Here is a 25,537-nt window from a genome sequence, read left to right on the forward strand (position 1 = left end):
CGCTACCGGCTTGCATTGGCGTCTAGACACCCGGCGGCAGCCGGGGGGACGCGGGCGCGCATGGCGTTGCGCAGGATTTCCATTGCCCGCGCGCCGCGCCCGGGCGTTTCGCTGGCCTCTTCCTCGATTTCCTGGCGGATCCGCGCCCAGCGCACCTGGGAGTTCGGGGCATGGACCAGTTCAGGGGTCGATCGGAGGCGGCGGGCTATGTCATGACCGAGATCAGCCGCGTCGCGCAGATAAGCGTCAGCGCGCTCGGGATTTTCGACGATGGCGCAGAGCCGGTAGGAGCCGAAAACCGCACCGGTGCCATAGATCACCGCCAGATTGAAATTGGCGTCGGGATCGCCGCGCACGGCGGCCATTTCCAGCCATTCCAGCGCCAGATCGGTATTCTGCACCACGCCGAGGCCCACCGCGTGCATGATCCCCAGGACGTTCTGGACGCCGGGATCGCGGGCGGTCTGGGCGGCATGACACATGAGCTGGGAGGTCTGGCGCGGGGTCAGCGAGGCGGTCTCGTCATAGCCCAGCTCCCGCTGGAAGGCCCGCACAGCCCGGCGCGTCTCCGCCCCATACGCGCCATCAATCGTGCCGCTGTAATATCCCAGCGCCGTGAGCGCGGCCTGACGCAGGTTGAGCCCGATCACATCGGCCATCACACTGCCTGGGTCGCGCGCAATCCGGGCGAGACTCTCCTGCGAGACCGGACAATCCACCAGATGGGCCTGCAGGCGGCGTTGGGCTAGGATCGATGATTGCGCACCGAACGGACGGCCCCAGGCGACCGACCGGTTCCAGTAACGCATCGCGGCTTCGCGCGATTCCGGCATCAGCGGGCGTCCGCCCGCGCGCTCACAGCCAAAATCGATAATCGAGGAATAGGCCTCGCCGCAATCAAGCTCCAGCGTGGTCAGCTCGGCATCCCCGCGCAGCAGCCAGTACCGCGCCGCTTCGCTATAGACCCGTGCGGCGATGGGCCGGGGCACGCATTCCGCCGCCCCGTAGACGCAAACCAGCGCGGCGTTCGTGCCGCCCGTGCCCGGGGCGACGGTTTCCAGATGAAATCCCCAGGGTTCGGCCGGGAAGGAATCGCGGTGACGCCCGGACCAGCTCCGGTCGGAATTGATCCAGGTTGTGGGGGGCGGATCGCTGGGATGGCTGCCGCGCGGCGTCCAGCCGCCTTCCTGTCGCGACAATTCCGGCCGGGAGCGCGGTTCCCACACATCTGTCGACCTGACACTGATGCGTTCATCCGCTGGATCTAGGTCGGCCTGGACGTCGAACCCCGATGGCTGCGCCTTGCTGTCGGCTGCCAGGAGCGCCGCAGCGCCGCCCACGCCCAGCAGGCCCAGGGCCAGGGTGATGAGGATGTAGATCCGGTTCATGATCCCTGGTCCAATGTTCCGGGCGCGCCGACATAGGGCCGGTCCTGGATTTGCGGCGGAAGGGCGCCGCCGATTCCAAGGTCGTCCTGGGGATAGTGATAGCGCGGCTCACAAACGGGCACTTTGCATATATCGGACGCTTCCACGCACACGTCCGCATCGCGTCCGATGAAGCTATTCTCTGCCAGACGACCGTCAAAATAGCGGTGGCGATACTCGTCCCGTTCGAGATCGTCGACATAGGCGTCATAGGCGCGCTGGGAGAGCTGGACCCTCAGAATGCCAGCAAAGCACTGGCAGTTGTAACCCCCATAGGTGTCGGTGCAGGCCTGGTAGATCGGGTCGTTGCTCTGCTTGACCGAGAACATGGCGATCCACCAGGCGCCAAACAGCAACAGGATGATGACGATCAGGCCGAGAAGGGGCCAGATCCAGCCCACCCCAGAGGAATATCGAGCCTGCTCATGCATGTGTGCCTGTCCCCGCCCCACCACAGGCGTCCAGCCGTTGTTAAGGTTAACGTATGATTAAGTCCACCCGTTAACCATAAAAGCGCGCTGAGAGCGGGGCCGAACTTGTCCGGCGTGCGCCATGGCAGCGCTTGCGCCCGGCGAGGGGGTTTGCCACCTTTGCGAACGCGCCTGCAAAACACCGTCCAAACACCGTGGGTGCACCCTCAGAAGACCGCTTTTGGATCGGCCGGCCCCCTCGCGCCCTCCTGAGGCAGACTTTAAAGCCTATTCAGATCCTCAATGTACGCCAGCGACAGGCCCGTCTGGCACCGCTGGCGCAGGCAGTGGCAGAGGGTGATGACGGGCGGGGTAGGGGCCGCTATGCTGGGGGGAAGGAATATGCCTCTGAAAGGTCATCTCATGCCGAAACTCTTTACCTCCGCCATTGCCAGCCTCGCGCTCGCCGGCGCCGTCTTTACCGGCTGGACGCTCTTTTCAGCGCCGGTCCCGGCGCATGCCCAGACGGTGAATGTGCACAAGACACCGTGGTGTGGCTGCTGCGCGAAATGGGCCGATCACCTGGAAGAGAACGGCTTCGACGTCGTCATTCATGAGCATGAAGACCTGACGCCCATCCGCAGCGAGCTTGGCGTGCCGGGAGAGCTGCAGAGCTGTCATACCGGCGAAGTGAGCGGCTATGCGGTCGAGGGCCATGTCCCCGCCGCCGATATCCGCCGCCTGCTGGCAGAGCTGCCTTCGGCTCACGGGCTTTCGGTGCCGGGCATGCCAGCTGGTTCACCGGGTATGGAAATGGGGGACCGGATCGATCCTTACGACGTCATCCTGTTCGGCGAAGCGGGCAATTCGGTCTGGTCCAGCCATCAAGACGGCCACGATCACTAAGCGAGCCCCCGCCGCTGCCAGAGCCAGAAGCCGAGCCCGATGAGGACCAGCTGGACCGAAACGCGGGCGCTGGCGGCCCACGGGACCGAGAAGATCGGGTCCGCGCGGAAGAAGTCCCAGAGATGGATCGGCAGGTAGACAATGCACATGATCGCAAAGGCAAAGCCCGCCAGCGCGCGGGTGCGGGGCACCAGGACTGCGACCCCGACTACGATCTCTGCAATGCCGGACAGATAGACGATGGCAAACTTCGGCAGGCCGTCCGGAATCGCCCGGAAAATGTCTCTGGCGTGATCATGTGAAAGACGCCGCCCGCCAGCATCCATGCGGCGATCAGAAGAATAGCGAACCAGTGCATGGGCGGTTTCCTTACCGAATTGTCATGCCCTAATCCTTGCGATGGATTGGACGCCGCGTGCAAGCGGATGCTAGGTAAAGGTATTGATTGCGTTTGAAATTACTTTCGGCCCGCCGCCAGACGAGGCGTGGGCCAGAACAAACTGGAGTGACAACAATAGTGAACCTCAAGACTTTTCTTTTCGCTGGCGCGTCCGCGCTGACCCTCTGTGCCATGACGCCAGCTGCGATGGCGCAGGACGCTGCAGACACCGCCGCAACTGAGCAGGCTGAAGCCCCCGAAACCGATATGACGGATGCGGGCGAAACTGCCGAAGCCGCTGATCCGCAAGTCCTTCTGGCTGAATGGACCGGACCTTATGGCGGCGTGCCGCCTTTCGATGAGGTCGAGGTGTCCATGTTCCAGCCAGCGCTGGAAGCGGCCATGGAAAGCGCGCGCGCGGAGATCGATGCGCTGACCGCGCAGGACGCCGCGCCAACCTTTGAAAATACGATCCTGCCCATGGAGAAGGGCGCAGGCGAGCTCAGCCGTGCGCTTGCCGTCTATGGCATCTGGGCATCCGGTCTCAACGGGCCTGAGGTACAGGCCGTCCAGCGCGTGGTTGCCCCGAAGCTCGCAGCTTTTCAGGATGCGCTCTATCAGGATGCAGCCCTCTTCCAGCGCATCGATGCGATCTATACCGGTGACGAGTATGAAGACCTGACGCCCGAGCAGCAGCGTCTCGTCTGGGACTATCACACCGACTTCGTGCGTGCTGGCGCCGCCCTTAATGATGAGGAAAAGGCACGGGTCGCAGAGATCAATCAGGAACTCGCCCCGCTATATACCAGCTTCTCCAACAACCTCCTCCATGATGAGGAAGCTTATGTTACGTGGCTGAGCGAGGAGGATCTCGCCGGTCTCCCGGATTCGGTCGTAAACGCGGCTAAATCGGCTGCCGAAAGCCGGAACAATGAGGGCGGCGAGTACGCCATTCTCAACACCCGTTCCTCCATGGACCCGTTTCTGACCTATTCAGATAACCGGGCCCTTCGCGAAGAAGTCTGGCGCACCTATTATGCGCGCGGCGACAATGGCGACGAGTATGACAATAATGATGTCATCGCGAAGATCATGCCGCTGCGTGCCGAACGCTCGCAGATCCTTGGTTATGAGAGCTTTGCGCACCGCTCCATCGAGAAGGCCGTTGCGGGCAATCCGCAGGCGGCCATGGACCTGATGCTGAAAGTCTGGCCCGCTGCGACCGCCAAGGTCGACGAGGAAGTGGCTGCAATGCAGGCGATTGCCGATGAGGAAGAAGCCTGGATCAAGATCGCGCCGTGGGACTATCGCTACTATGCCGAGAAAGTCCGCCAGGCCGAATACGATTTCGATTCCGAGGAAGTGAAGCAATACCTCCAGCTTGAGAACCTCCGTGAAGGCATGTTCTGGATGGCTGGTGAGCTTTACGGCATGGAGTTCGAACAGGTCACCGACGTGCCGGTCTTCCATGAAGATGTTCGCGTCTGGGAAGTCACCCGTGACGGTGAGCATCTCGGTCTCTGGTACTTCGATCCGTATGCGCGCACGGGCAAGCGTTCGGGCGCCTGGATGAACGCCTATCGCACGCAGGACAATCTGGATGGGTTCACCACGCCGATCGTCTCGAACAATTCGAACTTCGTGAAAGGTGCCGAAGGCGAACCGGTCCTGATATCATGGGATGACGCGACGACGCTATTCCACGAGTTCGGTCATGCGCTGCACGGTCTCAACTCAAATGTGACCTATCCGTCGCTCGCCGGGACCGCCGTGCCGCGCGACTATGTGGAGTTCCCGAGCCAGGTGCACGAGAACTGGCTGCCAACGCGCGAAGTGCTGGAGAATTATGCGCTTCACGTCGAAACCGGTGAGCCGATCCCGCAGGAACTGGTCGACAAGATCGAACGGGCCGCAAATGCGCGGCAGGGCTTTGATACGACCGAGTATCTCGCCAGCGCGCTTGTCGATATGAAGCTTCATATGATGACGGACTTTGAAGGCTTCGATCCAGACGCCTTCGAGCGCGAAACGCTTGAAGAGATGGGCATGCCGGAAGAGCTGCCCATGCGCCACCGTATGCCGCAATTTGCGCACGTCTTCTCGGGCGAGGGCTATGCGGCGGGCTACTACGCCTATCTCTGGGCCGACACGTTCAGCGCAGATGCATGGGAAGCTTTCGAGGAAGCAGGCGGCCCTTATGACCGGGAAACCGCGGATGCTTTCGGCAAGTGGATCCTGTCGGTCGGCAATACGATCTCACCGTCGGAAGCCTATGAGAATTTCCGCGGCCGCCAGCCAGACACCAATGCGCTGATGCGCGACCGTGGGTTTGGCGTTGCCGGTGAAGCGTCGGGCAGTGTTGGCGATGACACCAACGCGCCGCTCGACTAGGCGGGCATCGCGCCAGAATAATGAAGAGGCCCCGATATGTTCGGGGCCTCTTTTTGTTTGGGCTAAAAGAAAAGCCGGCGCGCTGCCGGCTTTTCGAAATGTGTATGCGTGGTCCAGTCTAGCTGGAGATCTCATTGATCAGGGCATCGATGTCGCCATTGTTGCGGTCGAGGATTGCGCCGAACTGAGCGCGCTGCTCAATTGCGAACCAGATGTCCTGGGCCTGAATGTCGACGATGTGCCAGCTGCCGTTTTGCATGACACGCCAGCTCATTTCCTGCGGACGGTCGCTGTCGGCGGTTCTCACCTGGGTAACAACAATGGCGTCGCTATCGCCGCGAGGGATCACGTCTGTGACGGTGACGTCAGCTCCTGAGAGACCAGACAGGTGTTCCTTCATCTGGTTGCGGGCAAAGATGCCGAAGGCGTCGGTGTACCGGGACTTTTCATCGGCAGAGAGTTCCGCCCACTTATTGCCCAATGTAAATCGGGCAACAGCGTCGATATCGACGTTTGAAAGGACGAGGTCGGCTTCGGAATCCGAAATGACCTGATCACTTAGCGCTGTTACGGCCTGGTCGGCTGTGTCCGTCACAATCAGTGCGGCGTCGTGGTCTTCATTCGCAGCATATGCGAATGGTCCAATTGCGAGAGCACTCGTTGCGACCAGAAGGCCTGCAGTCAGGCGGGTGCGAAAATTCTTTCCTTGGGTATGCGTCATCGTCATCTCCTTGTGCACTTGCACGGCAATTCTTGCTATAAACGCGTCCTTGCGTTTCGCTCATGACGCAGTGTGGAAACGCGCCTTCGCTGAACCGGTTTCACCAGATGCTGCCATGACAGTTATTTCATGCGCGCATGAAGAGCCCGGGGACGCGCGCGGTCATCTCATTAGACACGGGGCACAAACCCGCTACATTCGAGCCAAACGCGCATAAATAGAGGAAATGCCATGACCAGATCATTGTCCCCGAGCCGCCGCCAGCTCCTTCTCGGTGCAGGTGCAGCCGCCCTTGTCGCTTCCGCCACATCCGGTGCCGCAGCGCAGTCAGCTGGCAGCGCACGCTCCGGCGCGGGCCTTGCCGGTAAGTCGGTGCTGATTACAGGAACGTCCTCTGGGTTCGGGCGACTTGGCGCTGAACATTATGCGCGTCTTGGTGCCAAGGTGTTTGCAACGATGCGCAACCTGCCGCGCCCCGAAGCCGACGAGTTGCGGGCCCTCGCGGAGGATGAAGGTCTCGATATTACCGTTGTCGAAATCGACATCACATCGGACGAACAGGTGCAGACAGGCGTCGCCGAAGCCGAAGCGGCGGCGGGCGGCGCGCTGGATGTCCTGATCAATAATGCGGGCATCGCCATGTCCGGGCCGATCGAAGTGCAGGATCTTGAGGCAACAAAGCTGATGTTCGACACGAACGTCTTCGGCGCCCAGCGCATGATCCGCGCCGCGCTGCCAGCCATGCGAGATGCAGGCCGGGGACAGATCTTCAACGTGACCTCTCAACTCGGCCGGCTGATCATCCCGGGTCTTGGCCAGTATTCACCGACCAAATTTGCGCTTGAGGCCCTCAGCGAACAGCTTGCCTATGAGACGGTCGACAAGGGCATTGAAGTCACGATTATACAGCCGGGCGGTTACCCCACCGAAATCTGGCAGAACGCGGCCGTGAATTCCGCCGACTTGAAAGAGCGCTCACGCGATCCGCTGATCGCCGCCTATCCGCAGCTGACCGCAGGCATGGGCGATGCGGGCAATGGCGGCGGCAACACCGACCCGATGGACATACCGCGCGCGATTGCCGAGATTATCATGATGCCAGCAGGTCAGCGCCCGCTTCGCAAAGCGGTGCACCCGGTGGCGACGCCGCAAGTGCCGATCAATGAGGTCTCAGCCGAGCAGCAGCTCGCCATGCTTGGCGGGTCCGGTTACGGGCCGTGGCTGCGCGCGGTCCTCAAGAACTAGGCCCGGGGTTCAGGCTGGCTCAGGCCGGCTCCGGCTCCCAGAACTTGACCATGGCTGGCGGCGGGGACGGCTTAAACTCTGTCTCGTCCAGCGCCGCGAGCGCGCGGTCGCGGTCTGCCTTGTCGAAGCTGCCTGTCGTCAGGCAGAATTCGACGCCATTGCCATTGGGGTCTGTCGTGTAGATCGAATGGCACCAGTTATGGTCGATCTCGAAGACCTTGAGGCCGGCCTTGCGCCACTTGTCCTTCCAGGCGGCAAGTTCTTCCTTGGTGGAAACGGCGAAGGAATAGTGATTGGTCAGTGCCGGCAGGTTCGCGGCCTCATTGAGGTCGTGGATGTGCTCGTCCTGGGTGGCGGTGTCATGCAGCTCCCAGAAGGCGATAAAACGGGAATCGTCGCCGTCCATCCGGTAGAAGAAATGCTTGCCCCAGCCGCCTGACGGGATGGGCGCGACCTCTACCTTGACCAGTTCGAACCCCATGATGCCTTCATAGAAGGCGTGGGTCGCCTTCATGTCTTTCGCAGCGAGCGCGAGATGATGATAAGCCATTGTTACTCCTCCCCTTTTTTATTGTCGTCGACCATGGACATAACGTCGGCGCTGTCGCCGCCGGGCGCTGGCACCTCGACGATGCGGTCTTCCACGTCATCATATTCGAGCCGCAGGGCGCGGCTCATCACGGCGTGCATCATATAGGTGCACGTTGTGTAGGTCAGCTCCAGGATTTCCTCGTCCGAGAGCGATGCCTTGAGCGCAAGGAAGACCCCGTCGCTGACGCGCCCGCGCTGCAGGACAAGCGCGTCCGTATAGGCAAGGACCGCGCGCTCGATTTCGCTGTAGCAATCGGCGACCTGCCAGTGCGGGATCGCTTCGATCTGTGCTTCGGTCAGGCCGACGTCGCGGCTTGCCTTGCAATGCTGTGAGAAGACAAATTGCGAGCCCACCGTGAACCCTGCGCGCGTCTGGCCAAGCTCTCTCAGTTTCGGGTCCAGCTTGCGCTCTTTGGAGCGATAGAACTGGAAGCCCTCTGTCGTGTGCTTGAACGCGTCGGGCACGATGTTGAAGACGGTCCACCAGTTGCCGGGCGTGCCGGTCGCCGTGCCCGGGCTTTCAATCGGGTCGCGGTCGTCAAAGAGAAGATCGAAGATACGGTTGGCGAAAGGGTTCTCTGCCTCTCGGCCTGCTTGCTTCAGTCGTGGCAACGCGTTTCCTCCGGTTTTGGCCCCTGAAACAGAGTGTCTGTTCCGGTGCTTTTGCCGCACAGTCGGCGCCATGCCCTGCGGTCAGTCAAGCGCCTAATCTGGCCGGCCAGATCAAGGCAGAACCGGGATTGTGGCTTTCCGATCCCCTCTGTGGCCGAATGCGTGCGCAACAACAGTTCAATATTTCTCTGTGCCGCGAAGGATGTTATAAATTGTCGAGAAACCGGAAGGGGCGGGCCAAAGCAGACCTTTGAGCCGGATGGGAAAGCGGAGCGGCAGATCTGCTCTAGTGAGCAGGAGTGTCTGAGTAGGTGATAACATGTACCGCCTGATCTATGTCAGCAAGGCCGCCGAGTCCCTGCGGGAAGACGACATAGAAAACATTCTGCACGTCTCTCAGTCCAATAATGATGAGCGTTACCTGACAGGCTTTCTTGCGCAGAATAACCGCGCTTTCATGCAGGCGCTGGAAGGTGAGCGCCGGGAAGTGCTCGATATATATGACCGGATCAAATCGGATGACCGTCATTCCGGCGTCCTCCAGATCATCGGCGAGCCGATAGAGAAACGCGCCTTTCCAGACTGGACGATGAATTACCACCGCGTGGACGACAAGGACGGCTCTTCGACGATGGTCCTGCGCCAGGACGACGCCGTCGATGCGCTGCTCAACCCCGAAATGCCGCGCGACCTTCTCTATCTCTTCTCCAAGTTCCTGCGCATGCGCTAGGAGCCGCCCGCTCTTCCTGAGTGCTAACGCTCTTGAAAGGGATTTCTGCGAGGTATTCTCCACCGGGCAGCGGCCGCGTGGAGACTTCTATGTCAGACGAGCTCAGGACCAGGATGGCGCAGATCGCTGAGCTTGGCGAACTAAGCCAGACAGAGGCGCGCCGCGCGGTCGAAGAGATCTATCGCGACGGCATCGTGTCACGGACTGAAGCCGAGGCGCTTTTCCGCTTGAACGCAACACTGAAGCAGCCCGATGTCATGTGGACTGATCGCTTCGTCGAGGCAGTCAAGGATTTCCTTCTACACGGTGAGCCCCCGGCCGGGCTGGTCACCGACGAAGAGGCAAGCTGGCTCATCGGGCAGATCGAGGGAACGGGCCAAGCGGCCTCCGACAGCGAAATCGATCTGATGCTGGCGATCCTACGTTACGCCGATGCCGCGCCGACAAGCCTGTCGCGCTTTTGCCTGGAGGCCATTTCACGCCGCATTATCGACGCGGGCTGCGCCAATGAGGAGATGAGCGAGCGCATGCGCCGTATCCTTCATGCCCCGGCTGGCGATGGCGCGATCTGGATCACGCGGCACGAAGCAAATGTCCTGTTCAAGACGAATGACGCGATCGGCCAGGCTGTGAATGCCAAGAGCTGGGAGAATGTCTTTGCCAAAGCGATCCTCAATCATCTTGTCTCTGCCGCCCATCCCGACCCTGCAACCGAGTGCGCGCTGACCCGTGAGGCGTGGCTGCGCGATACAGATGTCAATGTCGGAGAGTTTATTGGACGCATGGCGAATGCCTTCACCGGCGGCACCTGGTTCGAGCGGGTGAGTTTCAGCCCGGAATCGGCGGCGCGCGCTCGCTACTATGCAGCCTCCGAAGCAAGGCGTGCTGGCGCGAAGATCACAGAGGATGAGGAGCAATGGTTCCTCAAACGGCTTGGCTGGGACAAATCGGTCACCCCGGCAGAGCGCAGGCTGGTCAATCTGATGAATAGTGAGGCCCCGGCATTCGTGAAGGGACTTTCCGAAGCGCTCAAGGATGACGAGCTTCGCCAGTCCGCCTGAGCGAGGCAGCCGACCCTGTCAGAGCTGGCGCTTGACGCAATGCACAAGCTGACGCGAGGGCACGTCATGGACACGCTGGCCGCCGGGCTATAAGTGAGGGCTTTCTAGATAAATCACTGCTGATTCAGGGGCCAGTCATGTTCAAGAAAATCCTGATCGCCAACCGCGGCGAGATTGCCGTTCGCGTGATCAAGACGTGTAAGCGGCTCGGTATCAAGACGGTGGTCGTCTATTCAGATGCCGACGCAAATTCGATGGCTGTCGAGATGGCGGATGAAACCGTTCACATCGGCCCGTCAGCAGCATCGGAATCCTATCTTGTCATGGACAAGATCGTCGATGCGGTGAAGCAGACCGGCGCTGAGGCAGTGCACCCGGGCTTCGGCTTTCTTTCGGAGAACCCCGAATTCGCCAAGCGGCTGGAGAAGGAAGGCATTACCTTCATCGGGCCTAATCCGCACGCCATCGAGGCGATGGGTGACAAGATCAGTTCCAAGAAACTGGCTGCGGAAGCCGGTGTTTCGACCGTGCCTGGCCATATGGGCTTGATCGAAAGCACTGAGGACGCCGTCAAGATTTCCAATGAAATCGGCTATCCGGTGATGATCAAGGCATCGGCGGGCGGCGGCGGTAAGGGTATCCGTGTCGCGGCCAATGACAAGGAGGTCCAGGAGGGCTTTCCGGCGGTCAAGTCCGAAGCCAAATCCTCCTTTGGCGACGACCGGATTTTTATAGAGAAATTCATTCTCAACCCTCGCCATGTCGAAATCCAGGTGATGGGCGACAAGCATGGCAACTGCGTCTATCTTTTCGAGCGTGAATGCTCGATCCAGCGCCGCAACCAGAAAGTCATCGAGGAAGCGCCAAGCCCGCTGCTTGACGAAGCGACCCGCAAGAAAATGGGTGAGCAAGCCGTCGCGCTGGCAAAGGCCGTCGATTATGACAGCGCCGGCACAGTCGAGTTCGTCGCATCCGGCGTCGACAAGAGCTTCTACTTCCTTGAAATGAATACCCGCCTTCAGGTGGAGCATCCGGTGACCGAGATGATTACCGGTGTCGATCTCGTCGAGCAGATGCTGCGCTCGGCCTGTGGCGAGAAGCTCAACATTGAGCAGAGCAGCCTCAAGATCACTGGATGGGCCGTGGAAAGCCGCGTCTACGCAGAAGACCCTTACCGCAAATTCCTGCCATCGATCGGCCGCCTGCGCCGTTTCCACCCGCCGGGTGAAGGCCCGCTGGGCGAGGGCACTGTGCGCATGGACTCCGGCGTTCGCGAGGGCGACGAGATCTCGATGTTCTACGATCCGATGATCGCCAAGCTGGTCACGCACGGCAAGGATCGCGACACCGCGCTCGATACCCAGGCCTCCGCGCTGGACCGCTTTCACATCGAAGGCATTCAGGACAATATTCCTTTTGTCGCGGCCGTCATGGACGAGAAACGCTTCCGGTCTGGCGACATTACGACGGCCTATATCAAGGACCAGTTCCCTGATGGCTTCGATGGCGTCGAAGCGACCGATAAGCAGCGTCTCTATCTGACGGCCACGGCTGCCTATGTGCACGGCGTCTTTGCCCGCCGCGGGGAGCAGATCTCCGGACGCATGAGCGAACCGGATGCGCCGCGCGAGGAATGGGTCGTCATCCTCGACAAGGAGCACCAGGACATTGAACTTGAGCTTGGCGATAACAGCGCGAAGATCACGATCAATGGCAAGGTCCATACACTCGAGACCGAATGGAAACCTGGCACCCACCTTCTGGAGGGCACGATTGACGGCGAGCCGTTTGCGGTGAAATTCGCCGACAAGACCGAAGGCTATCTCCTGCGCCATCGCGGCGTTGCGGTGCGCGCGCTGGTCTGCACGCCGCTCACGGCGAAGATGCTGGAACGCCTGCCAGAAAAGCCGAAGCCGGATACGTCCAAGCTGATCATCTCACCGATGCCGGGCCTCGTCGTTTCGGTCGATGTCGAGGTGGGCCAGCAGGTCGAAGAGGGCGAAGCGGTCTGCATCGTCGAGGCGATGAAGATGCAGAACATCATTCGCGCCGAAGCGACCGGCAAGGTGGCGAGCATCAATGTCGGGGCAGGTGACAGTGTCGCCGCCGATGAAGTCATGGTCGAGTTCGAATAGACACCGGTTCAGCGAACAAGCGGAGTTCTGCCTGCAAACGATGAAAGATCTTCTTTTCAATCCAAAAGGGCGGATCGCTAAACGGCGTTTCTGGCAGGGCGTGGTCGTGCTGACCGTGGTCGCCGTGATCAAGCGTGGGGTCGAGATTAAGCTGGCGGCGGCGATGGCCGGTGTGCTCGGCATATTCTCGATGGCGCTTACCCTGGCGCTTGTTTATGCCAATATCTGCGTCTTCGCGAAACGGTTTCACGATGCGGGCACCACCGGCTGGTGGATCATGGCGGTCTGGATCGCCAAATTCTTCGTTTTCGTGCTTCTGTTCGGCCTCTTTGGCGGTCTCTTCCTTGGCGATCAGGGAACCGCACTCCTTGAGGCGATGATGGAAAGCTGGGCGAGTGCGGACGAGGCCCAGCTGACGCAGGCTTCGCGCCGTCTCGTCGACATGCTCTTCCCGCTGATCATTTTTTCCTATGTCGCAAATGCGGTCCTGGCAGCTCTGGTCGTCGGATCATTGCGGAGCGACCCCAACAAGAACCAGCACGGGCCACCAACCGGTCTTCCGGAAGAGTTCAACTGATATTTATTTTATCGTTTATTGATAAATTCGATTTTGTGGCTATAACCGTTTTTCGATAAGACGTGAAAGTCCTCCCGAATGTCAGATACGACCGTCCCTTCGCTCGATCCCAAACGCCCCTGGCTGACAGATGAGCGCGAACTACCCGAGAAGATGAACTGGGCCGAGACCCTGTTTGACCCGACCGGCATGGCGCCGCGTTTGCATTTCACACGCGCCTGGACGCTACTCTTTACGCTGCAGGTCGTCGTGATTGTCATTCCCTTCACGATCGCGCTCGTTCTGAGTACTGCTGGCGGCGACGGCAGCACGGCCTCGACGATCGGGACGTACATGACGCCGGTGGTCTTTATCGTGACGACGCTGATGTCCTACGTGATCCATTCGCGGCGCCTCAACGACGCCAACAAGTCGCCGCTCTGGGCAATCATCCCCTTGGTCCCGCTGCTTATCGGCATGGCTCTGTTCGTGACGACCGCCATGTCCACGGCGGCCGAGTATGACAAGAGATTCGAGATGAGGCAGGACTATCTCTCGGATCCGGACGCCTTCCGTGAAAAACAGCGCGCAGAGCGAGAGCGTGCCGAAGCCGAAGCCGAAGCCGAGGACAACGGCGAGGCGCGCGGTCGTGGGCGCGGCGGACCTCCCGGGGGTCAAGGCGGTATTAATTTCGATGAGCCGCTGCCACCGAAGACTGGCTATGTGCTCAAGGCTGCGGCCCCGACCATCCAGATGGTCGTGATCCCGCTCAGCGCGCTGATCGCTATCTGGAGCCTGATGTGGGTCGCGCGGGTACCCTTCTTTGGCGCCTATCCCGGTAGCGAAGAGGCTGCCGGACGCCCGTCCAGGGTCTATCAGACCTGATCGCGCAGCGGCGCGGGCACATTGACCAGCTCTGACAGGAAAATTTCAGAGAACGCTTTCTTCAGCGCCACATCTGCATCGGTCATCGCGACCGGCAGGCCGAGATCGACGAGGCTGGTTACACCAAGCCCCTCATCGCTGATACCGCACGGTGTGATCCCGTCGAAGTGAGATAGATCCGGCTCGACGTTCAGGCTGATGCCATGGAAGCTCACCCAGCGTTTCAGGCGGAGGCCAATGGCGGCGATCTTGTCTTCTCGCAGCTTGCCGCCCGGGGCCGTGCGGTCGACCCAGACGCCAACCCGTCCGCAGCGTATCTCACCCTTTACATTGAACGCGTCGAGCGCGGCGATGACCCAGGCTTCGAGCCTGGCTACGAAGTCGCGCACATCCTTGCCGCGCATCGAGACGTCCAGCATCACATAGGCGACCCGCTGGCCGGGCCCGTGATAGGTGTACTGGCCGCCGCGGCTTGCCTCGAAAACAGGGAATCGCGCCGGGTCCTTGAGGTCATCCGGCCTGGCGCTGGTGCCGGCAGTATAGAGCGGGGGATGCTCCAGCAGCCAGACAAGTTCGGGCGCATTTTCGTCTCTGATGGCGCGCACCCGGCGCTCCATGAAGGCGAGGGCGGCTTCATAGTCGACCGGCATATCGCTGACGGCCCATTCAACTGCAGAAAAATCTGTCATTTCGCGCATATAGAGGTGCAAGCAGGGCTTCACAAAGCCTTCCTGCGCACTTATACCGCGCGGACTTCCCGCAGGGATACGTGCGGCCGTGGCGGAACTGGTAGACGCGCAGCGTTGAGGTCGCTGTGAAGCAATTCGTGGAGGTTCGAGTCCTCTCGGCCGCACCATCCCTGGGAAGCAGGCAGTCGGGCGATTTTCCCGTCCGTAACAAAGGAGGGGCCTCATGTCCGACCTGCCGCAGACCAATCAGCCTGAATCGTTCGAAGACAATTCCCGCGAAGCGCATATGGACTATGTCCAGGATGTGCGCGAAGCAGTGTGGGATCGCGATACACGCTGGCTGTCACGGCTTTTGGGGCGCCTGCACCCCGCTGACGCGGCAGACCTTCTCGAGCAATTATCCAGCGACGATTTCTCGGCCTGCGTGGACCTGCTCGGTGGTCAGCTGCCCACGAATGTCATCATTGAGCTTCGCGACGAGTACCGTGAAGAAGCCGTCGAAGTCCTGCCTGATGAGGCGGTGGCCGCTGTTCTGGGCGAGCTCGATTCCGATGATGTCACGACGATCCTCGAAGACCTTGAAGATGCGCGCCGTGAACGCATCCTGGAAGAGCTTGCGCCGGAAGACCGCGCGTCGCTGGAACAGGGCTTTGCCTATGAGGAAGAGACCGCTGGCCGGCTCATGCAGCGCGAGTACTTCGCCGCGCCTGAGTTCTGGACTGTCGGCCATACGATCGACCATGCCCGCGACAATGCCGACGATCTGCCTGCCGAGTTTTTCGAGGTCTACGTCATCGACCCCGCGCACAGGCTGAAAGGTGAAGTTCCACTGGCGACCCTGCTGCGCTCGGCGCGCGACGTGAACCTTTCCGATATCATGCAGGAGGTTCAGTCCGGCATCACGGTCGACATGGACCAGGAAGACGCCGCCTATCAATTCCAGAAATACTCCTTGGCCTCTGCGCCCGTCACAGATGATGTCGGCCGCCTGCTGGGGATGCTGACGGTCGATGATGTGGTCGACGTTATCCAGGAAGAAAACACCGAAGACCTTCTCGCCCTCTCGGGCGTCAACGCGGCCGATGGCTCTGACACGGTGCTCGATTCGGTGAAATCGCGCGCGCCGTGGCTGGCAGTGAACCTTTTCACCGCCTTCATCGCATCGGGCATCATTTCGCTCTTCGAAGGCACACTCGACCAGATCGTGCAGTTGGCCATCCTGATGCCAGTGGTCGCAGCCCTTGGCGGCAATGCCGGCAGCCAGGGCCTCGCGGTCGCCGTGCGCGCCATCGCAGAGCGCGAAATGGAAGGGGATGCCGGACGCCGCGCGATCCTCAGGGAAACGCTGACGGGCCTTGCCAATGGCGTGATCTTTGCGTTTGGCGTAGCCGTGATCGCGTTTGCCTGGTTTCAGGACCCGCAGCTCAGCCTGATCATCGCCGTTGCGATGTTTGCCACTTTCATCTGGGCAGGGTTCTCAGGTATCGTTGTGCCTCTGACGCTGAAGCGGGTCGGCGCGGACCCGGCTGTGGCCTCATCGGTCTTCGTACTGACACTGACGGACATTATGGCGTTCTTCAGTTTCCTGGGTCTGGCGACAGTCTTCCTCGTCTGAGGCGCAGGGCGGTTGGCATGAGCGGCCTGTGATTTGCAGCGACACGTTCAATTGTACCGGTTTGGAGCATTTTACTGTGTCAGAACTTCGAACATCAGACGCTGGCCTGGAACTCATCAAGGCATATGAGGGATTCAGATCCGACTCCCGGAAGCTGGCTGATGGTCGCTGGGTCATTGGCTATGGACATACCAAGGCCGCCCGCGAGGGACTGACGATCACAGAGGCCGAAGCACAGGCGATCCTGTCCGAATTTGACCTGCCGCCCATCGAAGAGGCGCTGAACGAGCTCTTGCTCGTGCCGGTAACGCAGAACGAATTCGACGCGCTTGTGTCCTTTGCCTTCAATATTGGTCTGTCCCAATTTGAATCGTCAGACGTCCTTGCCAGCATCAACGCCAACAATAAGCTGAAAGCCGCCTGGGCGATGGAAAGCTGGCGCAAGGCCCGCGTTGGCCAGCGCGACATGGTGGTAGATCCGCTCGTGCGCCGCCGCGCAGACGAAAAAGCGCTGTTCCTGAAAACCGACGGCCCCGTCCCGCATGCCTCCAGCAGCCGCTTCCGTCCGCTGGTCGATATCGAAGAGACAGACCGCTATCGCAAGCAGGCGCAGATGGCGGCTTTCCAGTCGCCCGGCTATCCAGCGAATGACCAGGTCGACGAAGAGATTTCCACCGAAGCGGCCGCGCGTCACGTCAAGGACCGGCTGACCCGCATTCTCGGTGAAGACCAAAGCGACGAAGAGGCATATGCGGCCGAGCTCGCAACAGATCTCGATGATGCGACGGAAGATGGCGAAAAAAGCGTCGACGATATCCGCGCCGCCGTTTCAGCGCTTGCTGTGAACACCGCGCCGGAAGAAGACCTGGCCGAAGATGCCGAGGCGGAAGCTGCGGCCGACCCTGTCGCTGAGCCCGAGACCGAGATCGATAGTGATACGGAAAGCGACACATCTGCAAAGGATGATGCCGTCTTCACAATGAGCGCTGATAATGACGCTGAAGAAGCGCCGGTCGCTCAGAAAGATGAAGAGCGTCCGTCACCGTTCGACCTGCTTGTTCCGGCAGCCGCACAAGCAGAGGCGTCAGAAGAGACTGAGACAGACGACGCAACTGATGCTGACGAGGATGAAAGCGACGTTTCTGCCGCGGCTCAGGACGACACAAACGAGCCTTCAGAAGACGATCTGGCGCAGGACGCTGAAATCGTAGAAACGCCTGTTGCAAAAGAAGCCGTTGCTGCCGACGCAGCAGCAGAAAGCGATGAGAGCGACAAGGCTGCCAGCGCCCATTCGCTCAAGAGCGACGACTTCGACGTCGAAAATGATCCTCTGACGCTCGACGACCTGGACGAGATCGAAGAAGGTGAAACGAAGGATGAGCGCGGCCGCATTCTTATAGATGACCTGCGCCCGTCGGATGTCTGGCTGTCGGAAGGCCGCGACGATGATGAAGAGAAAAAGGAAGGTCCGCTCGAGACCCTCCTCTTCGGCGTCCTTGCGCTCGTCGGTGCCGGCCTCTTTACTTATGGCGGCGCGAGCGAGTTTGGCTGGTTCGGTATGGAGCGGCCTGCGCAAGCCGACATGATGGCGTATCTGCCACCTTTCCTGATGCTGCTTGGCGGCCTCGTCTTCGTCGTGATGGCCTATTACTGCTTCAAAGCGCTGTTCCCGGGTAAAAAATAGGCCGACCGCGCACGAAGGCATTCGCCGCATTGGCATTCAGGGCAATCATGGCTAAATCAGGCCTATGATCCCGAACACATATCCCACGCTGAACTTCGATCTTGGCGAAACCGCCGACATGATCCGCGATACGGTGAAAAGTTTTGCCGCCGACCATGTTGCCCCTATTGCTGCTGAAATTGACCGCACGGATGTCTTTCCGCGCCAGCTGCTGCCCAAAATGGGTGAGCTTGGCCTGCTCGGCATCACGGTTGAGGAAGAGTGGGGCGGCAGCGGCCTCGGCTATCTCGAACACGTCGTCGCCATGGAAGAAATCTCGCGCGCATCTGCCTCTGTGGGCCTTTCTTACGGGGCGCATTCGAACCTCTGCGTAAACCAGCTTCGCCGCTGGGGCACGGACGAACAGAAAAAGCGCTATCTCGAGAAGCTGGTCACCGGTGAACATCTTGGCGGCCTTGCCATGTCCGAGGGCGGCGCTGGCTCCGATGTCGTCTCGATGAAGCTCAAGGCCGAGAAAAAGGGCGACCGCTATATTCTCAACGGCTCGAAAATGTGGATCACCAATTCACCCGATGCCGACACGCTGATCGTCTACGCCAAGACAGAGCCTGACAAGAAGTCTCGGGGCATCACCGCCTTCATCATTGAGCGCGGCATGAAGGGCTTTTCAGTGGCCCAGAAGCTCGACAAACTGGGCATGCGAGGGTCCGAGACAGGCGAGCTCGTCTTTCAGGACTGCGAAGTTCCCGAAGAAAACATCATGGGCCCGCTGAACGGCGGCGTCGAAGTCTTGATGAGCGGTCTCGACTATGAGCGCGCCGTGCTGGCGGCCGGCCCGACCGGCATCATGCAGGCCTGTATGGATGTCGTTCTTCCCTACGTTCACGATCGCAAGCAGTTCGGCCAATCCATCGGCGAGTTTCAGCTCGTTCAGGGCAAGTTGGCTGACATGTATGTGCAGATGAATGCCGCCAAGGCCTATGTCTACACCGTCGCCAAAGCCTGCGACCGCGGCGAGACAGCCCGCAAGGATGCGGCTGGCGCGATCCTTTATGCTGCTGAGATGGCCACGAAGCTCGCGCTCGATGCAATCCAGCTACTTGGCGGCAATGGCTATATCAATGAGTACCCGACCGGCCGTCTCCTGCGCGATGCAAAGCTCTACGAGATCGGCGCCGGCACGTCAGAAATCCGCCGCTGGCTGATCGGACGAGAGCTTTTCAACGAAACGGCTTGAGTGCGACCTGGCAGCTAGATCACGGCCCGCAAGCGAGCATCTGACGTCTGGATGCTCAGAACCTGACCCATGGCGGAGATGAGCGAGCGCTCGTCGATGGGTTTAGACACATAGCCGTCAAAACCCATGTCCAGATACCGTTCGCGGTCGCCGGCCATACAGTCCGCCGTCAGTGCCAGCACCGGGATCAACCGGTTCGCACTGGACGACATGCGGAGGCGACGAAAGGCCTCTGCGCCGTCGAGGCCGGGCATGTGAATGTCCATGAGCACGATGTCGAATGGCTGCTGGGAAAGTTTCTCCAGCGCTTCATTGCCGTCGGCAGCCAGTGTGACTTCTACATCGTATTGATCGAGGAAAGTATTGGCGACACGGCGGTTGATGGCGTTGTCGTCCACAACAAGCGCGCGGCAGTCTGAAAGGCTGGTGCGGGGTTTCGGCTCTCTGATCTGTACGGCCTTGGTGGTGCCGGACCCATGAGGTGAAGAGATGTCCTGGGCCACGAATTCCAGCGTGAACACTGAGCCGCGCCCCTGCTCGCTAACCACAGAAACGTCGCCGCCCATCATTTGCGCCAGCTTGCGCGTTATGGAGAGGCCGAGACCTGTCCCGCCGAACTGGCGCGTGGTGGAGCCATCTTCCTGAGAAAAACTGTCGAAGATTTTCTGTTGTTTGTCGGGGGCAATGCCGCACCCCGTATCTGACACATGGATCGTCACGCGTTTGGTTTCAGGGTCTGTGCCGGGCGCACTGGAAACAACAATCATCACTTCGCCTTCAGCGGTGAATTTGATCGCGTTCGAGAGAAGATTGCCGATACACTGGCGCAGCCGGACCGGGTCGAAAATCAGGCTCGACGGCACGTCCGGATGAACAAAGAGGGTGAGCTTGATGCCCTTTTCGTTCGCGAGACTTTCATGGAGCTTGAACAGGCTACTGAGTTTGTGGCGAAGGTCGCTCGCAACAGGCGCAATTTCCAGTTTGCCCGCTTCGATCTTGGAGAGGTCGAGAATATCGTTGAGCAGCACCATCAGGGCGCGGCCTGAATCCAGAATGATCGAGACCTGCTCGCTCTGGACGGGGGTGAGGTCTGCCACGGCCAGCGTCTGCGCCATGCCAAGCACGCCGTTCAGCGGGGTCCGGATCTCGTGGCTCATATTGGCGAGGAATTCTGACTTCATGCGCGTTGCCTGTTCGGCCCTCTGAAGGGCATCGCGCAACTCATGTGCTGTGCGGCGTTCCTCGCGCACATCCTGAATGTGCGTAATGAAGATCGGTGTCGTCTCGCCCGGCAGGAAAGCTGTGTTCAGTGCGATAGAGACGCCTATCCGCTCTCCGGTGGAGGTCAGAATTTCGCTGTCCGAGGTGTGCTTAAAGACGCCGCCGCTTGCCATCTTGCGCTGAAGCTCTTCGCATCGGATCGCCTGGCCAGGCCCCATCAACAGGTCGATATGCTCGCCCTCAAATTCGCTGAACGAGCGCTCCGTCAAAGCCTCAAGCGCCTCGTTCATGTAAAGAAGGCGCCCTTCATGATCGGCAATCGCGATTCCGTGCAGAGCCTTGTCGCAGGCAAGCCGCAGCAATTCAGCGCGGGTTATCGCTTCGTCGCGCTCCTTGGCGATGTCGGTGATTTCGTGAGAACAACAAAGCACGCCGCGTTCGGTCGGGATGAGGCTGGTCTTGAGGACCTTGCTGAGCATTTTTGCCGCGCGCCCTTGGCTGGTCAGCAGTGTGCCGGGCTTGCCCGTCTCGATGCATTCGAGCACCGCCTTGACCATTTCGGAGCCGCGATAAGCAGGGTCGAACTCGAATATACGCATGCCGACGACGCTTCCCCCGTCTGGGAAGATCGATGCGTTCATCATTTCATTGGCGTCGATCCACTCCAGATCGACAATATTCCCGGCATCGTCCCTGACAGGAGCCGTCTCGCAGACCAGTATCGGCAGTTTGTCAAAGAGGCTCGCACGCATCAGCACATCACTCCATTATGGGGCATTACTTCTGCGTAAGTTTTGACGCTCTATGCTTAATATTGGATTGATCAACCTGTTGCAGCTATTGCAGTTTCCGCTGATTGGAGGGGCCTTTTCGAGCACAGGGACCTCCTGACATATTGTCGTCGCGAACCTCCGTCATAGTTATTCGTTCTATGACGAGGTCATGAAGCGGCAACAAAGGACGCCACATGCTTTCAGAAAGCCAGCCCGGTGCACAAGACAGCGGGCAACAGCTTCTCAGCCAGTATCTCGACATGCGCGCCTATTCGCGGGCGTTAGCGTTTCCCCTGTCCGACGCCGATGCCACCGTGCAGTCGATGGAAGATGCGAGCCCGGCAAAATGGCATCTGGCGCACGTCACATGGTTCGTCGAGTGCTTTATCCTGAAACCGCATCTTGGCGGCTATGAAGAATTCGACGCTGACTTTGAGTATGTGTTCAACTCGTATTATGACGCGATCGGGGATCGTCATCCGCGCCCGAGACGCGGCATGCTGACCCGTCCATCGCTTGAGCATGTGATGGCGTACCGTGCACATGTCGATGCCGGTGTAGAAAAACTCCTGTCTGACCCGCCGTCGCCGGAGGTTTCAGAGCTTGTCACCCTCGGCATCCATCACGAGCAGCAGCATCAGGAGCTGTTCCTCACCGACATCCTTCACCTCTTCAGCCAGAACCCGCTCAAGCCCGCCTACCGTCCGTCAGAGCCGCGGCTACTGAACGGGACAGCCAAGGCGCTCGACTGGCATCGCTTTGACGGCGGCCTGGTCGAGATCGGTCATGATGGCGATGGCTTTCACTATGATTGCGAGGGGCCACGGCACAGACAGTATCTTGAGCCGTTCGAACTTGCAGGCCGGGCGGTCACCAATCGCGAGTGGATCGCTTTTATCGAAGACGGCGGCTACAGCGCGCCAAGGCACTGGCTCTCCGACGGATGGGCCTGCGTTCAGTCCAAGGGCTGGCAAGCGCCGCTCTATTGGTACAAGCACGACGGCGCGTGGTGGACGATGACGCTTCGCGGGGCGCAGCCCGTCGACCCTGAAGCACCTGTCTGCCATGTCAGCTATTACGAAGCAGATGCCTATGCGAGCTGGGTTGGCGCCCGTCTGCCGAGCGAGGCCGAATGGGAAATTGCCGCGCGCGGCATCGGCACGGATGGCAATGACGCTGGAACGGGCCGTCTCAGTCCCGGCCTCCAGAGCGATGCCGGTCTTGCTGGTATGTTCGGCGATGTCTGGGAATGGACGCGAAGCGCTTTTCTTCCCTATCCGGGCTTTCAGGCACCAGACGGCGCGGTCGGTGAGTACAATGGCAAGTTCATGAGCGGCCAGATGGTGCTGCGGGGTGGCTCCTGCGTAACCCCGCCTGACCATGTCCGAGCAACCTATAGAAACTTTTTCCACCCCGATAAGCGCTGGCAGTTCTGCGGCGTCAGACTGGCGAGAGATGCATGATGGACGGTGAAGGGTCAGACCCGTTTCGAAACGACGTGATTTCCGGCCTGTCGCGGAAGCCAAAGTCGCTCCCCAGCCGGTGGCTGTATGACGAGAAGGGGTCGGCCCTGTTCGACGAGATCACCGAGCTTCCGGAGTATTACCCCACCCGCACCGAGCTGAAGATCCTGCGCAACAAGGCAGGCGAGATGGCTGAGGCGATCGGCCCGCACGCGGTCATCATCGAGTATGGCGCCGGTTCGCTGCTGAAGGTCCGCATCCTGCTCGACGCGCTTGATCGTCCTCGCGCCTTCGTGCCGGTCGACATCTCTGCCAGCCATCTTCATGCGGCGGCGGAGGGGCTCAATGAAGACTATCCGGAGCTGATCGTCGACCCGATTGCGTCGGACTTCATGGCCAACAATCTCGGCGAGGCGCTGCCCGAGACGCCCGGACGCAATGTCGGCTTCTTTCCAGGCTCGACGGTTGGCAACCTGTCAGACGCGGAGATCAAGCGCTTCCTGTCGAATGTCCGCAGCGATCTCGGCGATACATCCTGTTTCATCATCGGCGTCGACCAGCCGAAGTCACCCGACATTCTCATTCCGGCCTATGACGATGCACAAGGCGTGACAGCGGCCTTCAATCTGAACCTCCTGACCCGCATCAACCGCGAACTCAAAGGTGATTTCGATCCGGGCGCGTTCGAGCACGAGGCACGATGGAACGCCGAGGACAGCCGGATCGAGATGCACCTGAGAAGCCTGAAGCGTCAGCGCGTGCGCGTGGCCGGGGAGGTGTTCGATTTCGAACAGGGTGAGACGATCCACACCGAGAACTCCCGCAAGATCGCGCTCGATCGATTCGAGGCGATGGCGGCGGGCTGCGGATGGACGCTGAAGCGGACCTGGAAGGATGAGGACGGACTGTTCGCGGTCCTGTTACTGGAAGCCAGCTGAGGACGCGAAGGGGAGGGGAATTGATCGATATCCGCATCGCGACGGCGAAGGACGGGCCTGCTGTGGCGGATATCTATCGCCCCTTGGTGCTGGATACGACCATCTCCTTCGAAACCGACCCTCCTGATGGCGATCAGATGGCCCAGCGTATCTCGTCGACGCTGGAGACACACCCCTGGCTGATTGCGGCAGAAGCGGGCGCGGTCATCGCCTATGCGAACGCGTCGGCACACCGCTCGCGCGCCGCCTATCAATGGTCCTGCGACGTCACCATCTACACGGCCAACCATGTGCGCCGGTCAGGCGTCGCCCGGGCTCTCTATGCCAGGCTCCTCGTTTTGCTGGAGCAACAGGGCTTTGTTTCCGCCTTTGCGGGGATTGCCCTGCCGAACGACCCGAGCATTGGATTTCATGAGGCGCTTGGCTTCGAACACCTGGGGACCTATCGCGAGGTCGGTTACAAGCTGGGCGGCTGGCGGGATGTTGGATGGTGGCGCCGGCCGCTGGCGGCTCCGACGTCACATCCCGACCCGCCCCTTGCCTTCGCCGACCTGCTGGAGCGAGGCGGGCCAGCATGACCCTCGCCGAGTACAATGATTTCTGCGCCTACCTGCCTCACACGACTCACGTCGTTCAGTGGGGCGGCAGCCATGTCTGGAAGATTGGCGGCAAGGTCTTCGCGATCGCAGGGGGAAATAGCGACAGCGATTTTCGCTGTAGTTTCAAAGTGTCAGAGCTTGCCTTTGATATTCTGAAAGAACAGCCTGGCTGTCAGGGTGCGCCACATCTCGCCTCGCGCGGAATGAAGTGGATCCAGCGGTTTTCAGATGAGGCGGTCGATGACGATGCCTTGCGAGACTACCTGCGCGAAAGCTACCGGCTCGTCTCGCGTGGGCTCACGAAAAAGCTGCAAAGAGAGCTCGGATTGAACCAGTCCTGACCAGTCGATAACGGAACTTGGCCACCGACGTCCCGTTGCATTTTCCATAGATTTTTTGAACGAGACGGAAGGACGAGAGCATGACCCTCACCACAAAGCATTTCGGCGTCGAAATCCCTGCCATTGGTTTTGGCACCTGGAAGCTGAAGAAAGAAACGGCGCAGGAGTGCGTGGCGAAGGCCATCGAGTCTGGCTACCGCATGATCGACACCGCGCAGGCCTATGAGAATGAGAAGGATGTTGGCCGCGGCATCAAGGACGCGCAGCTACCGCGTGAGGACCTCTGGGTAACGACCAAGGTCTGGCTGTCCGAGTTCAAGGACGGCGACCTTCAGAAATCCGTCGAGAAGAGTGTCTCAAAGCTCGGCACGGACTATGCCGATCTCATCCTCCTTCACTGGCCGAGCAAGGATGTTCCTCTGGACGAAACACTGGGTGCCTTGAACGAGGTCCGCGAGAAGGGCCTTACCAAGCATATTGGCGTGTCGAACTTTACCGTGGATCAGCTGGGTGAGGCGGTGAAGCTTTCCAAAGCGCCGATCCTGACAAATCAGGTCGAGTACCACCCCTTCATCGACCAGACCCCGGTCCTGGAAGCAGCCCATGCCATCGGGACGTCAGTCACCTCCTATTCGCCGCTCGCGCAGGGGCAGGTTTTTGACAGCGATGTTCTAAAGGAAATTGGCGAAGCGCATGGCAAGACACCTGCGCAGGTGACGATCCGCTGGTTTACCCAGCAGCCCGGCGTCATCACCATTCCGCGTTCATCGTCGCCCGAGCACCTTCGTCAGAATAATGACGTTCACGACTTCGAACTTTCGGCTGACGAAATGGGCCGCATTACTGCGCTCAAGGCGAACAATAAGCGTCTGATCGATCCGAGCTGGGCCCCGGAATGGGACAGCGCAGCCTAGGTCTTGTCGCTGGC

General features: G+C 60.1%; 24 protein-coding genes and 1 tRNA gene. 17 read left to right on the forward strand and 8 right to left on the reverse strand.

Going from position 1 to position 25,537, the window contains the following annotated elements; genetic code table 11:
- Nucleotides 1-2 precede the first annotated feature (2 nt).
- A complete protein-coding gene (locus tag F550_RS0101070; RefSeq protein WP_018146671.1) occupies nucleotides 3-1,388 on the reverse strand; it encodes a tetratricopeptide repeat protein in 1,386 nt (461 codons plus the stop codon).
- A complete protein-coding gene (locus F550_RS0101075) occupies nucleotides 1,385-1,858 on the reverse strand; it encodes a hypothetical protein (protein WP_040500413.1) in 474 nt (157 codons plus the stop codon). Before F550_RS0101075 ends, F550_RS0101070 begins: the two co-directional genes overlap by 4 nt.
- 381 nt (nucleotides 1,859-2,239) lie before the next feature.
- On the opposite strand from F550_RS0101075, the gene F550_RS0101080 reads away from it, so the two are divergent.
- Complete coding sequence (locus tag F550_RS0101080; RefSeq protein ID WP_233348971.1) at nucleotides 2,240-2,743, forward strand: DUF411 domain-containing protein; 504 nt, start codon at nucleotides 2,240-2,242, stop codon at nucleotides 2,741-2,743.
- On the opposite strand, the gene F550_RS0101085 is transcribed toward F550_RS0101080, so the two are convergent.
- Nucleotides 2,740-3,069, reverse strand: coding sequence for a DoxX family protein (locus F550_RS0101085; RefSeq protein ID WP_026180479.1), 330 nt, complete (start codon nucleotides 3,067-3,069; stop codon nucleotides 2,740-2,742). The two genes, F550_RS0101080 and F550_RS0101085, sit on opposite strands and share 4 nt — an antisense overlap.
- Before the next feature lie 245 nt (nucleotides 3,070-3,314).
- Between F550_RS0101085 and F550_RS0101090 the strand changes: the two genes are divergently transcribed.
- The gene (locus F550_RS0101090) at nucleotides 3,315-5,513 is read left to right on the forward strand and encodes a M3 family metallopeptidase (protein ID WP_051076842.1); all 2,199 of its coding nucleotides are present in this window, start codon (nucleotides 3,315-3,317) and stop codon (nucleotides 5,511-5,513) included.
- Between the two features lie 118 nt (nucleotides 5,514-5,631).
- Here the strand turns inward: F550_RS0101090 and F550_RS16480 are convergent, their stop codons facing one another.
- On the reverse strand, nucleotides 5,632-6,234 hold the full coding sequence (locus F550_RS16480) for an MlaC/ttg2D family ABC transporter substrate-binding protein (RefSeq protein WP_018146675.1): 603 nt from the start codon (nucleotides 6,232-6,234) through the stop codon (nucleotides 5,632-5,634).
- A gap of 231 nt (nucleotides 6,235-6,465) precedes the next feature.
- Here F550_RS16480 and F550_RS0101100 point away from each other — a divergent pair, with 231 nt between their 5' ends.
- Complete coding sequence (locus F550_RS0101100) at nucleotides 6,466-7,479, forward strand: SDR family NAD(P)-dependent oxidoreductase (RefSeq protein WP_018146676.1); 1,014 nt, start codon at nucleotides 6,466-6,468, stop codon at nucleotides 7,477-7,479.
- Nucleotides 7,480-7,498: 19 nt separating this feature from the next.
- Here F550_RS0101100 and F550_RS0101105 read toward each other — a convergent pair whose 3' ends face one another.
- Together F550_RS0101105 and F550_RS0101110 are read right to left on the reverse strand one after the other, a co-directional pair.
- Nucleotides 7,499-8,029 (reverse strand): VOC family protein, encoded by a 531-nt coding sequence (locus F550_RS0101105; RefSeq protein WP_018146677.1) that lies wholly within the window; start codon nucleotides 8,027-8,029, stop codon nucleotides 7,499-7,501.
- Nucleotides 8,030-8,031: 2 nt separating this feature from the next.
- Nucleotides 8,032-8,682: a carboxymuconolactone decarboxylase family protein gene (locus tag F550_RS0101110; RefSeq protein ID WP_018146678.1), complete on the reverse strand. Its 651-nt coding sequence runs from the start codon at nucleotides 8,680-8,682 to the stop codon at nucleotides 8,032-8,034.
- Between the two features lie 319 nt (nucleotides 8,683-9,001).
- Between F550_RS0101110 and F550_RS16485 the strand changes: the two genes are divergently transcribed.
- The 5 genes from F550_RS16485 to F550_RS0101135 all read left to right on the forward strand — a co-directional run bounded on the left by F550_RS16485 (nucleotide 9,002) and on the right by F550_RS0101135 (nucleotide 14,049).
- Nucleotides 9,002-9,412, forward strand: a complete 411-nt coding sequence (locus tag F550_RS16485; RefSeq protein ID WP_018146679.1) for a BLUF domain-containing protein — start codon at nucleotides 9,002-9,004, stop codon at nucleotides 9,410-9,412.
- An 89-nt stretch (nucleotides 9,413-9,501) separates the two neighbouring features.
- Nucleotides 9,502-10,473 carry a hypothetical protein gene (locus tag F550_RS0101120; protein ID WP_156807778.1) on the forward strand — a complete coding sequence of 324 codons (972 nt, stop codon included), beginning with the start codon at nucleotides 9,502-9,504 and terminating at the stop codon, nucleotides 10,471-10,473.
- Between the two features lie 137 nt (nucleotides 10,474-10,610).
- On the forward strand, nucleotides 10,611-12,608 hold the full coding sequence (locus tag F550_RS0101125; protein ID WP_018146681.1) for an acetyl-CoA carboxylase biotin carboxylase subunit: 1,998 nt from the start codon (nucleotides 10,611-10,613) through the stop codon (nucleotides 12,606-12,608).
- 40 nt (nucleotides 12,609-12,648) lie between these two features.
- Nucleotides 12,649-13,185, forward strand: coding sequence for a DUF805 domain-containing protein (locus F550_RS0101130; protein WP_018146682.1), 537 nt, complete (start codon nucleotides 12,649-12,651; stop codon nucleotides 13,183-13,185).
- 78 nt (nucleotides 13,186-13,263) lie between these two features.
- The gene (locus F550_RS0101135) at nucleotides 13,264-14,049 is read left to right on the forward strand and encodes a DUF805 domain-containing protein (RefSeq protein WP_018146683.1); all 786 of its coding nucleotides are present in this window, start codon (nucleotides 13,264-13,266) and stop codon (nucleotides 14,047-14,049) included.
- Here the strand turns inward: F550_RS0101135 and lipB are convergent.
- Complete coding sequence (gene lipB / locus F550_RS0101140) at nucleotides 14,040-14,738, reverse strand: lipoyl(octanoyl) transferase LipB (protein WP_026180480.1); 699 nt, start codon at nucleotides 14,736-14,738, stop codon at nucleotides 14,040-14,042. The genes F550_RS0101135 and lipB overlap by 10 nt on opposite strands.
- Before the next feature lie 82 nt (nucleotides 14,739-14,820).
- On the opposite strand from lipB, the gene F550_RS0101145 reads away from it, so the two are divergent.
- The 4 genes from F550_RS0101145 (at nucleotide 14,821) to F550_RS0101160 (ending at nucleotide 19,274) form a co-directional block, all read left to right on the forward strand.
- A tRNA-Leu gene (locus F550_RS0101145) sits at nucleotides 14,821-14,905 on the forward strand.
- A gap of 56 nt (nucleotides 14,906-14,961) precedes the next feature.
- Nucleotides 14,962-16,353: a magnesium transporter gene (mgtE, locus tag F550_RS0101150; RefSeq protein WP_018146685.1), complete on the forward strand. Its 1,392-nt coding sequence runs from the start codon at nucleotides 14,962-14,964 to the stop codon at nucleotides 16,351-16,353.
- Nucleotides 16,354-16,429: 76 nt separating this feature from the next.
- Nucleotides 16,430-18,037, forward strand: a complete 1,608-nt coding sequence (locus F550_RS18295) for a lysozyme (RefSeq protein WP_018146686.1) — start codon at nucleotides 16,430-16,432, stop codon at nucleotides 18,035-18,037.
- A gap of 64 nt (nucleotides 18,038-18,101) precedes the next feature.
- A complete protein-coding gene (locus F550_RS0101160) occupies nucleotides 18,102-19,274 on the forward strand; it encodes an isovaleryl-CoA dehydrogenase (RefSeq protein ID WP_018146687.1) in 1,173 nt (390 codons plus the stop codon).
- Nucleotides 19,275-19,288: 14 nt separating this feature from the next.
- Here F550_RS0101160 and F550_RS0101165 read toward each other — a convergent pair whose 3' ends face one another.
- The gene (locus F550_RS0101165) at nucleotides 19,289-21,247 is read right to left on the reverse strand and encodes a PAS domain-containing hybrid sensor histidine kinase/response regulator (protein WP_018146688.1); all 1,959 of its coding nucleotides are present in this window, start codon (nucleotides 21,245-21,247) and stop codon (nucleotides 19,289-19,291) included.
- Nucleotides 21,248-21,462: 215 nt separating this feature from the next.
- On the opposite strand from F550_RS0101165, the gene egtB reads away from it, so the two are divergent.
- The 5 genes from egtB (at nucleotide 21,463) to F550_RS0101190 (ending at nucleotide 25,523) form a co-directional block, all read left to right on the forward strand.
- Complete coding sequence (gene egtB, locus F550_RS0101170) at nucleotides 21,463-22,731, forward strand: ergothioneine biosynthesis protein EgtB (RefSeq protein WP_018146689.1); 1,269 nt, start codon at nucleotides 21,463-21,465, stop codon at nucleotides 22,729-22,731.
- A complete protein-coding gene (egtD, locus tag F550_RS0101175) occupies nucleotides 22,728-23,669 on the forward strand; it encodes an L-histidine N(alpha)-methyltransferase (RefSeq protein WP_156807779.1) in 942 nt (313 codons plus the stop codon). The genes egtB and egtD overlap by 4 nt, the downstream gene beginning before the upstream one ends.
- Nucleotides 23,670-23,689: 20 nt before the next feature.
- Complete coding sequence (locus tag F550_RS0101180) at nucleotides 23,690-24,247, forward strand: arsinothricin resistance N-acetyltransferase ArsN1 family B (RefSeq protein WP_018146691.1); 558 nt, start codon at nucleotides 23,690-23,692, stop codon at nucleotides 24,245-24,247.
- Nucleotides 24,244-24,609, forward strand: coding sequence for an MmcQ/YjbR family DNA-binding protein (locus F550_RS0101185; protein WP_018146692.1), 366 nt, complete (start codon nucleotides 24,244-24,246; stop codon nucleotides 24,607-24,609). Before F550_RS0101180 ends, F550_RS0101185 begins: the two co-directional genes overlap by 4 nt.
- Nucleotides 24,610-24,689: 80 nt before the next feature.
- Nucleotides 24,690-25,523 (forward strand): aldo/keto reductase, encoded by an 834-nt coding sequence (locus tag F550_RS0101190; RefSeq protein WP_018146693.1) that lies wholly within the window; start codon nucleotides 24,690-24,692, stop codon nucleotides 25,521-25,523.
- Nucleotides 25,524-25,537 lie beyond the last annotated feature (14 nt).

The sequence above is a fragment of the Henriciella marina DSM 19595 genome (genome assembly GCF_000376805.1).
In the GTDB taxonomy this organism is placed as follows: domain Bacteria; phylum Pseudomonadota; class Alphaproteobacteria; order Caulobacterales; family Hyphomonadaceae; genus Henriciella; species Henriciella marina.

Excerpts from the sequence above, each read along its gene's own strand:
- F550_RS0101070 (WP_018146671.1), bottom strand. The coding sequence starts at position 1,388 with ATGAACCGGATCTACATCCTCATCACCCTGGCCCTGGGCCTGCTGGGC.
- F550_RS0101075 (WP_040500413.1), bottom strand. The coding sequence starts at position 1,858 with ATGCATGAGCAGGCTCGATATTCCTCTGGGGTGGGCTGGATCTGGCCC.
- F550_RS0101080 (WP_233348971.1), top strand. The coding sequence starts at position 2,240 with ATGCCTCTGAAAGGTCATCTCATGCCGAAACTCTTTACCTCCGCCATT.
- F550_RS0101085 (WP_026180479.1), bottom strand. The coding sequence starts at position 3,069 with ATGGATGCTGGCGGGCGGCGTCTTTCACATGATCACGCCAGAGACATT.
- F550_RS0101090 (WP_051076842.1), top strand. The coding sequence starts at position 3,315 with ATGACGCCAGCTGCGATGGCGCAGGACGCTGCAGACACCGCCGCAACT.
- F550_RS16480 (WP_018146675.1), bottom strand. The coding sequence starts at position 6,234 with ATGACGCATACCCAAGGAAAGAATTTTCGCACCCGCCTGACTGCAGGC.
- F550_RS0101100 (WP_018146676.1), top strand. The coding sequence starts at position 6,466 with ATGACCAGATCATTGTCCCCGAGCCGCCGCCAGCTCCTTCTCGGTGCA.
- F550_RS0101105 (WP_018146677.1), bottom strand. The coding sequence starts at position 8,029 with ATGGCTTATCATCATCTCGCGCTCGCTGCGAAAGACATGAAGGCGACC.
- F550_RS16485 (WP_018146679.1), top strand. The coding sequence starts at position 9,002 with ATGTACCGCCTGATCTATGTCAGCAAGGCCGCCGAGTCCCTGCGGGAA.
- F550_RS0101120 (WP_156807778.1), top strand. The coding sequence starts at position 9,502 with ATGTCAGACGAGCTCAGGACCAGGATGGCGCAGATCGCTGAGCTTGGC.
- F550_RS0101125 (WP_018146681.1), top strand. The coding sequence starts at position 10,611 with ATGTTCAAGAAAATCCTGATCGCCAACCGCGGCGAGATTGCCGTTCGC.
- F550_RS0101130 (WP_018146682.1), top strand. The coding sequence starts at position 12,649 with ATGAAAGATCTTCTTTTCAATCCAAAAGGGCGGATCGCTAAACGGCGT.
- F550_RS0101135 (WP_018146683.1), top strand. The coding sequence starts at position 13,264 with ATGTCAGATACGACCGTCCCTTCGCTCGATCCCAAACGCCCCTGGCTG.
- lipB (WP_026180480.1), bottom strand. The coding sequence starts at position 14,738 with ATGACAGATTTTTCTGCAGTTGAATGGGCCGTCAGCGATATGCCGGTC.
- mgtE (WP_018146685.1), top strand. The coding sequence starts at position 14,962 with ATGTCCGACCTGCCGCAGACCAATCAGCCTGAATCGTTCGAAGACAAT.
- F550_RS0101160 (WP_018146687.1), top strand. The coding sequence starts at position 18,102 with ATGATCCCGAACACATATCCCACGCTGAACTTCGATCTTGGCGAAACC.
- F550_RS0101165 (WP_018146688.1), bottom strand. The coding sequence starts at position 21,247 with ATGCGTGCGAGCCTCTTTGACAAACTGCCGATACTGGTCTGCGAGACG.
- egtB (WP_018146689.1), top strand. The coding sequence starts at position 21,463 with ATGCTTTCAGAAAGCCAGCCCGGTGCACAAGACAGCGGGCAACAGCTT.
- egtD (WP_156807779.1), top strand. The coding sequence starts at position 22,728 with ATGATGGACGGTGAAGGGTCAGACCCGTTTCGAAACGACGTGATTTCC.
- F550_RS0101185 (WP_018146692.1), top strand. The coding sequence starts at position 24,244 with ATGACCCTCGCCGAGTACAATGATTTCTGCGCCTACCTGCCTCACACG.
- F550_RS0101190 (WP_018146693.1), top strand. The coding sequence starts at position 24,690 with ATGACCCTCACCACAAAGCATTTCGGCGTCGAAATCCCTGCCATTGGT.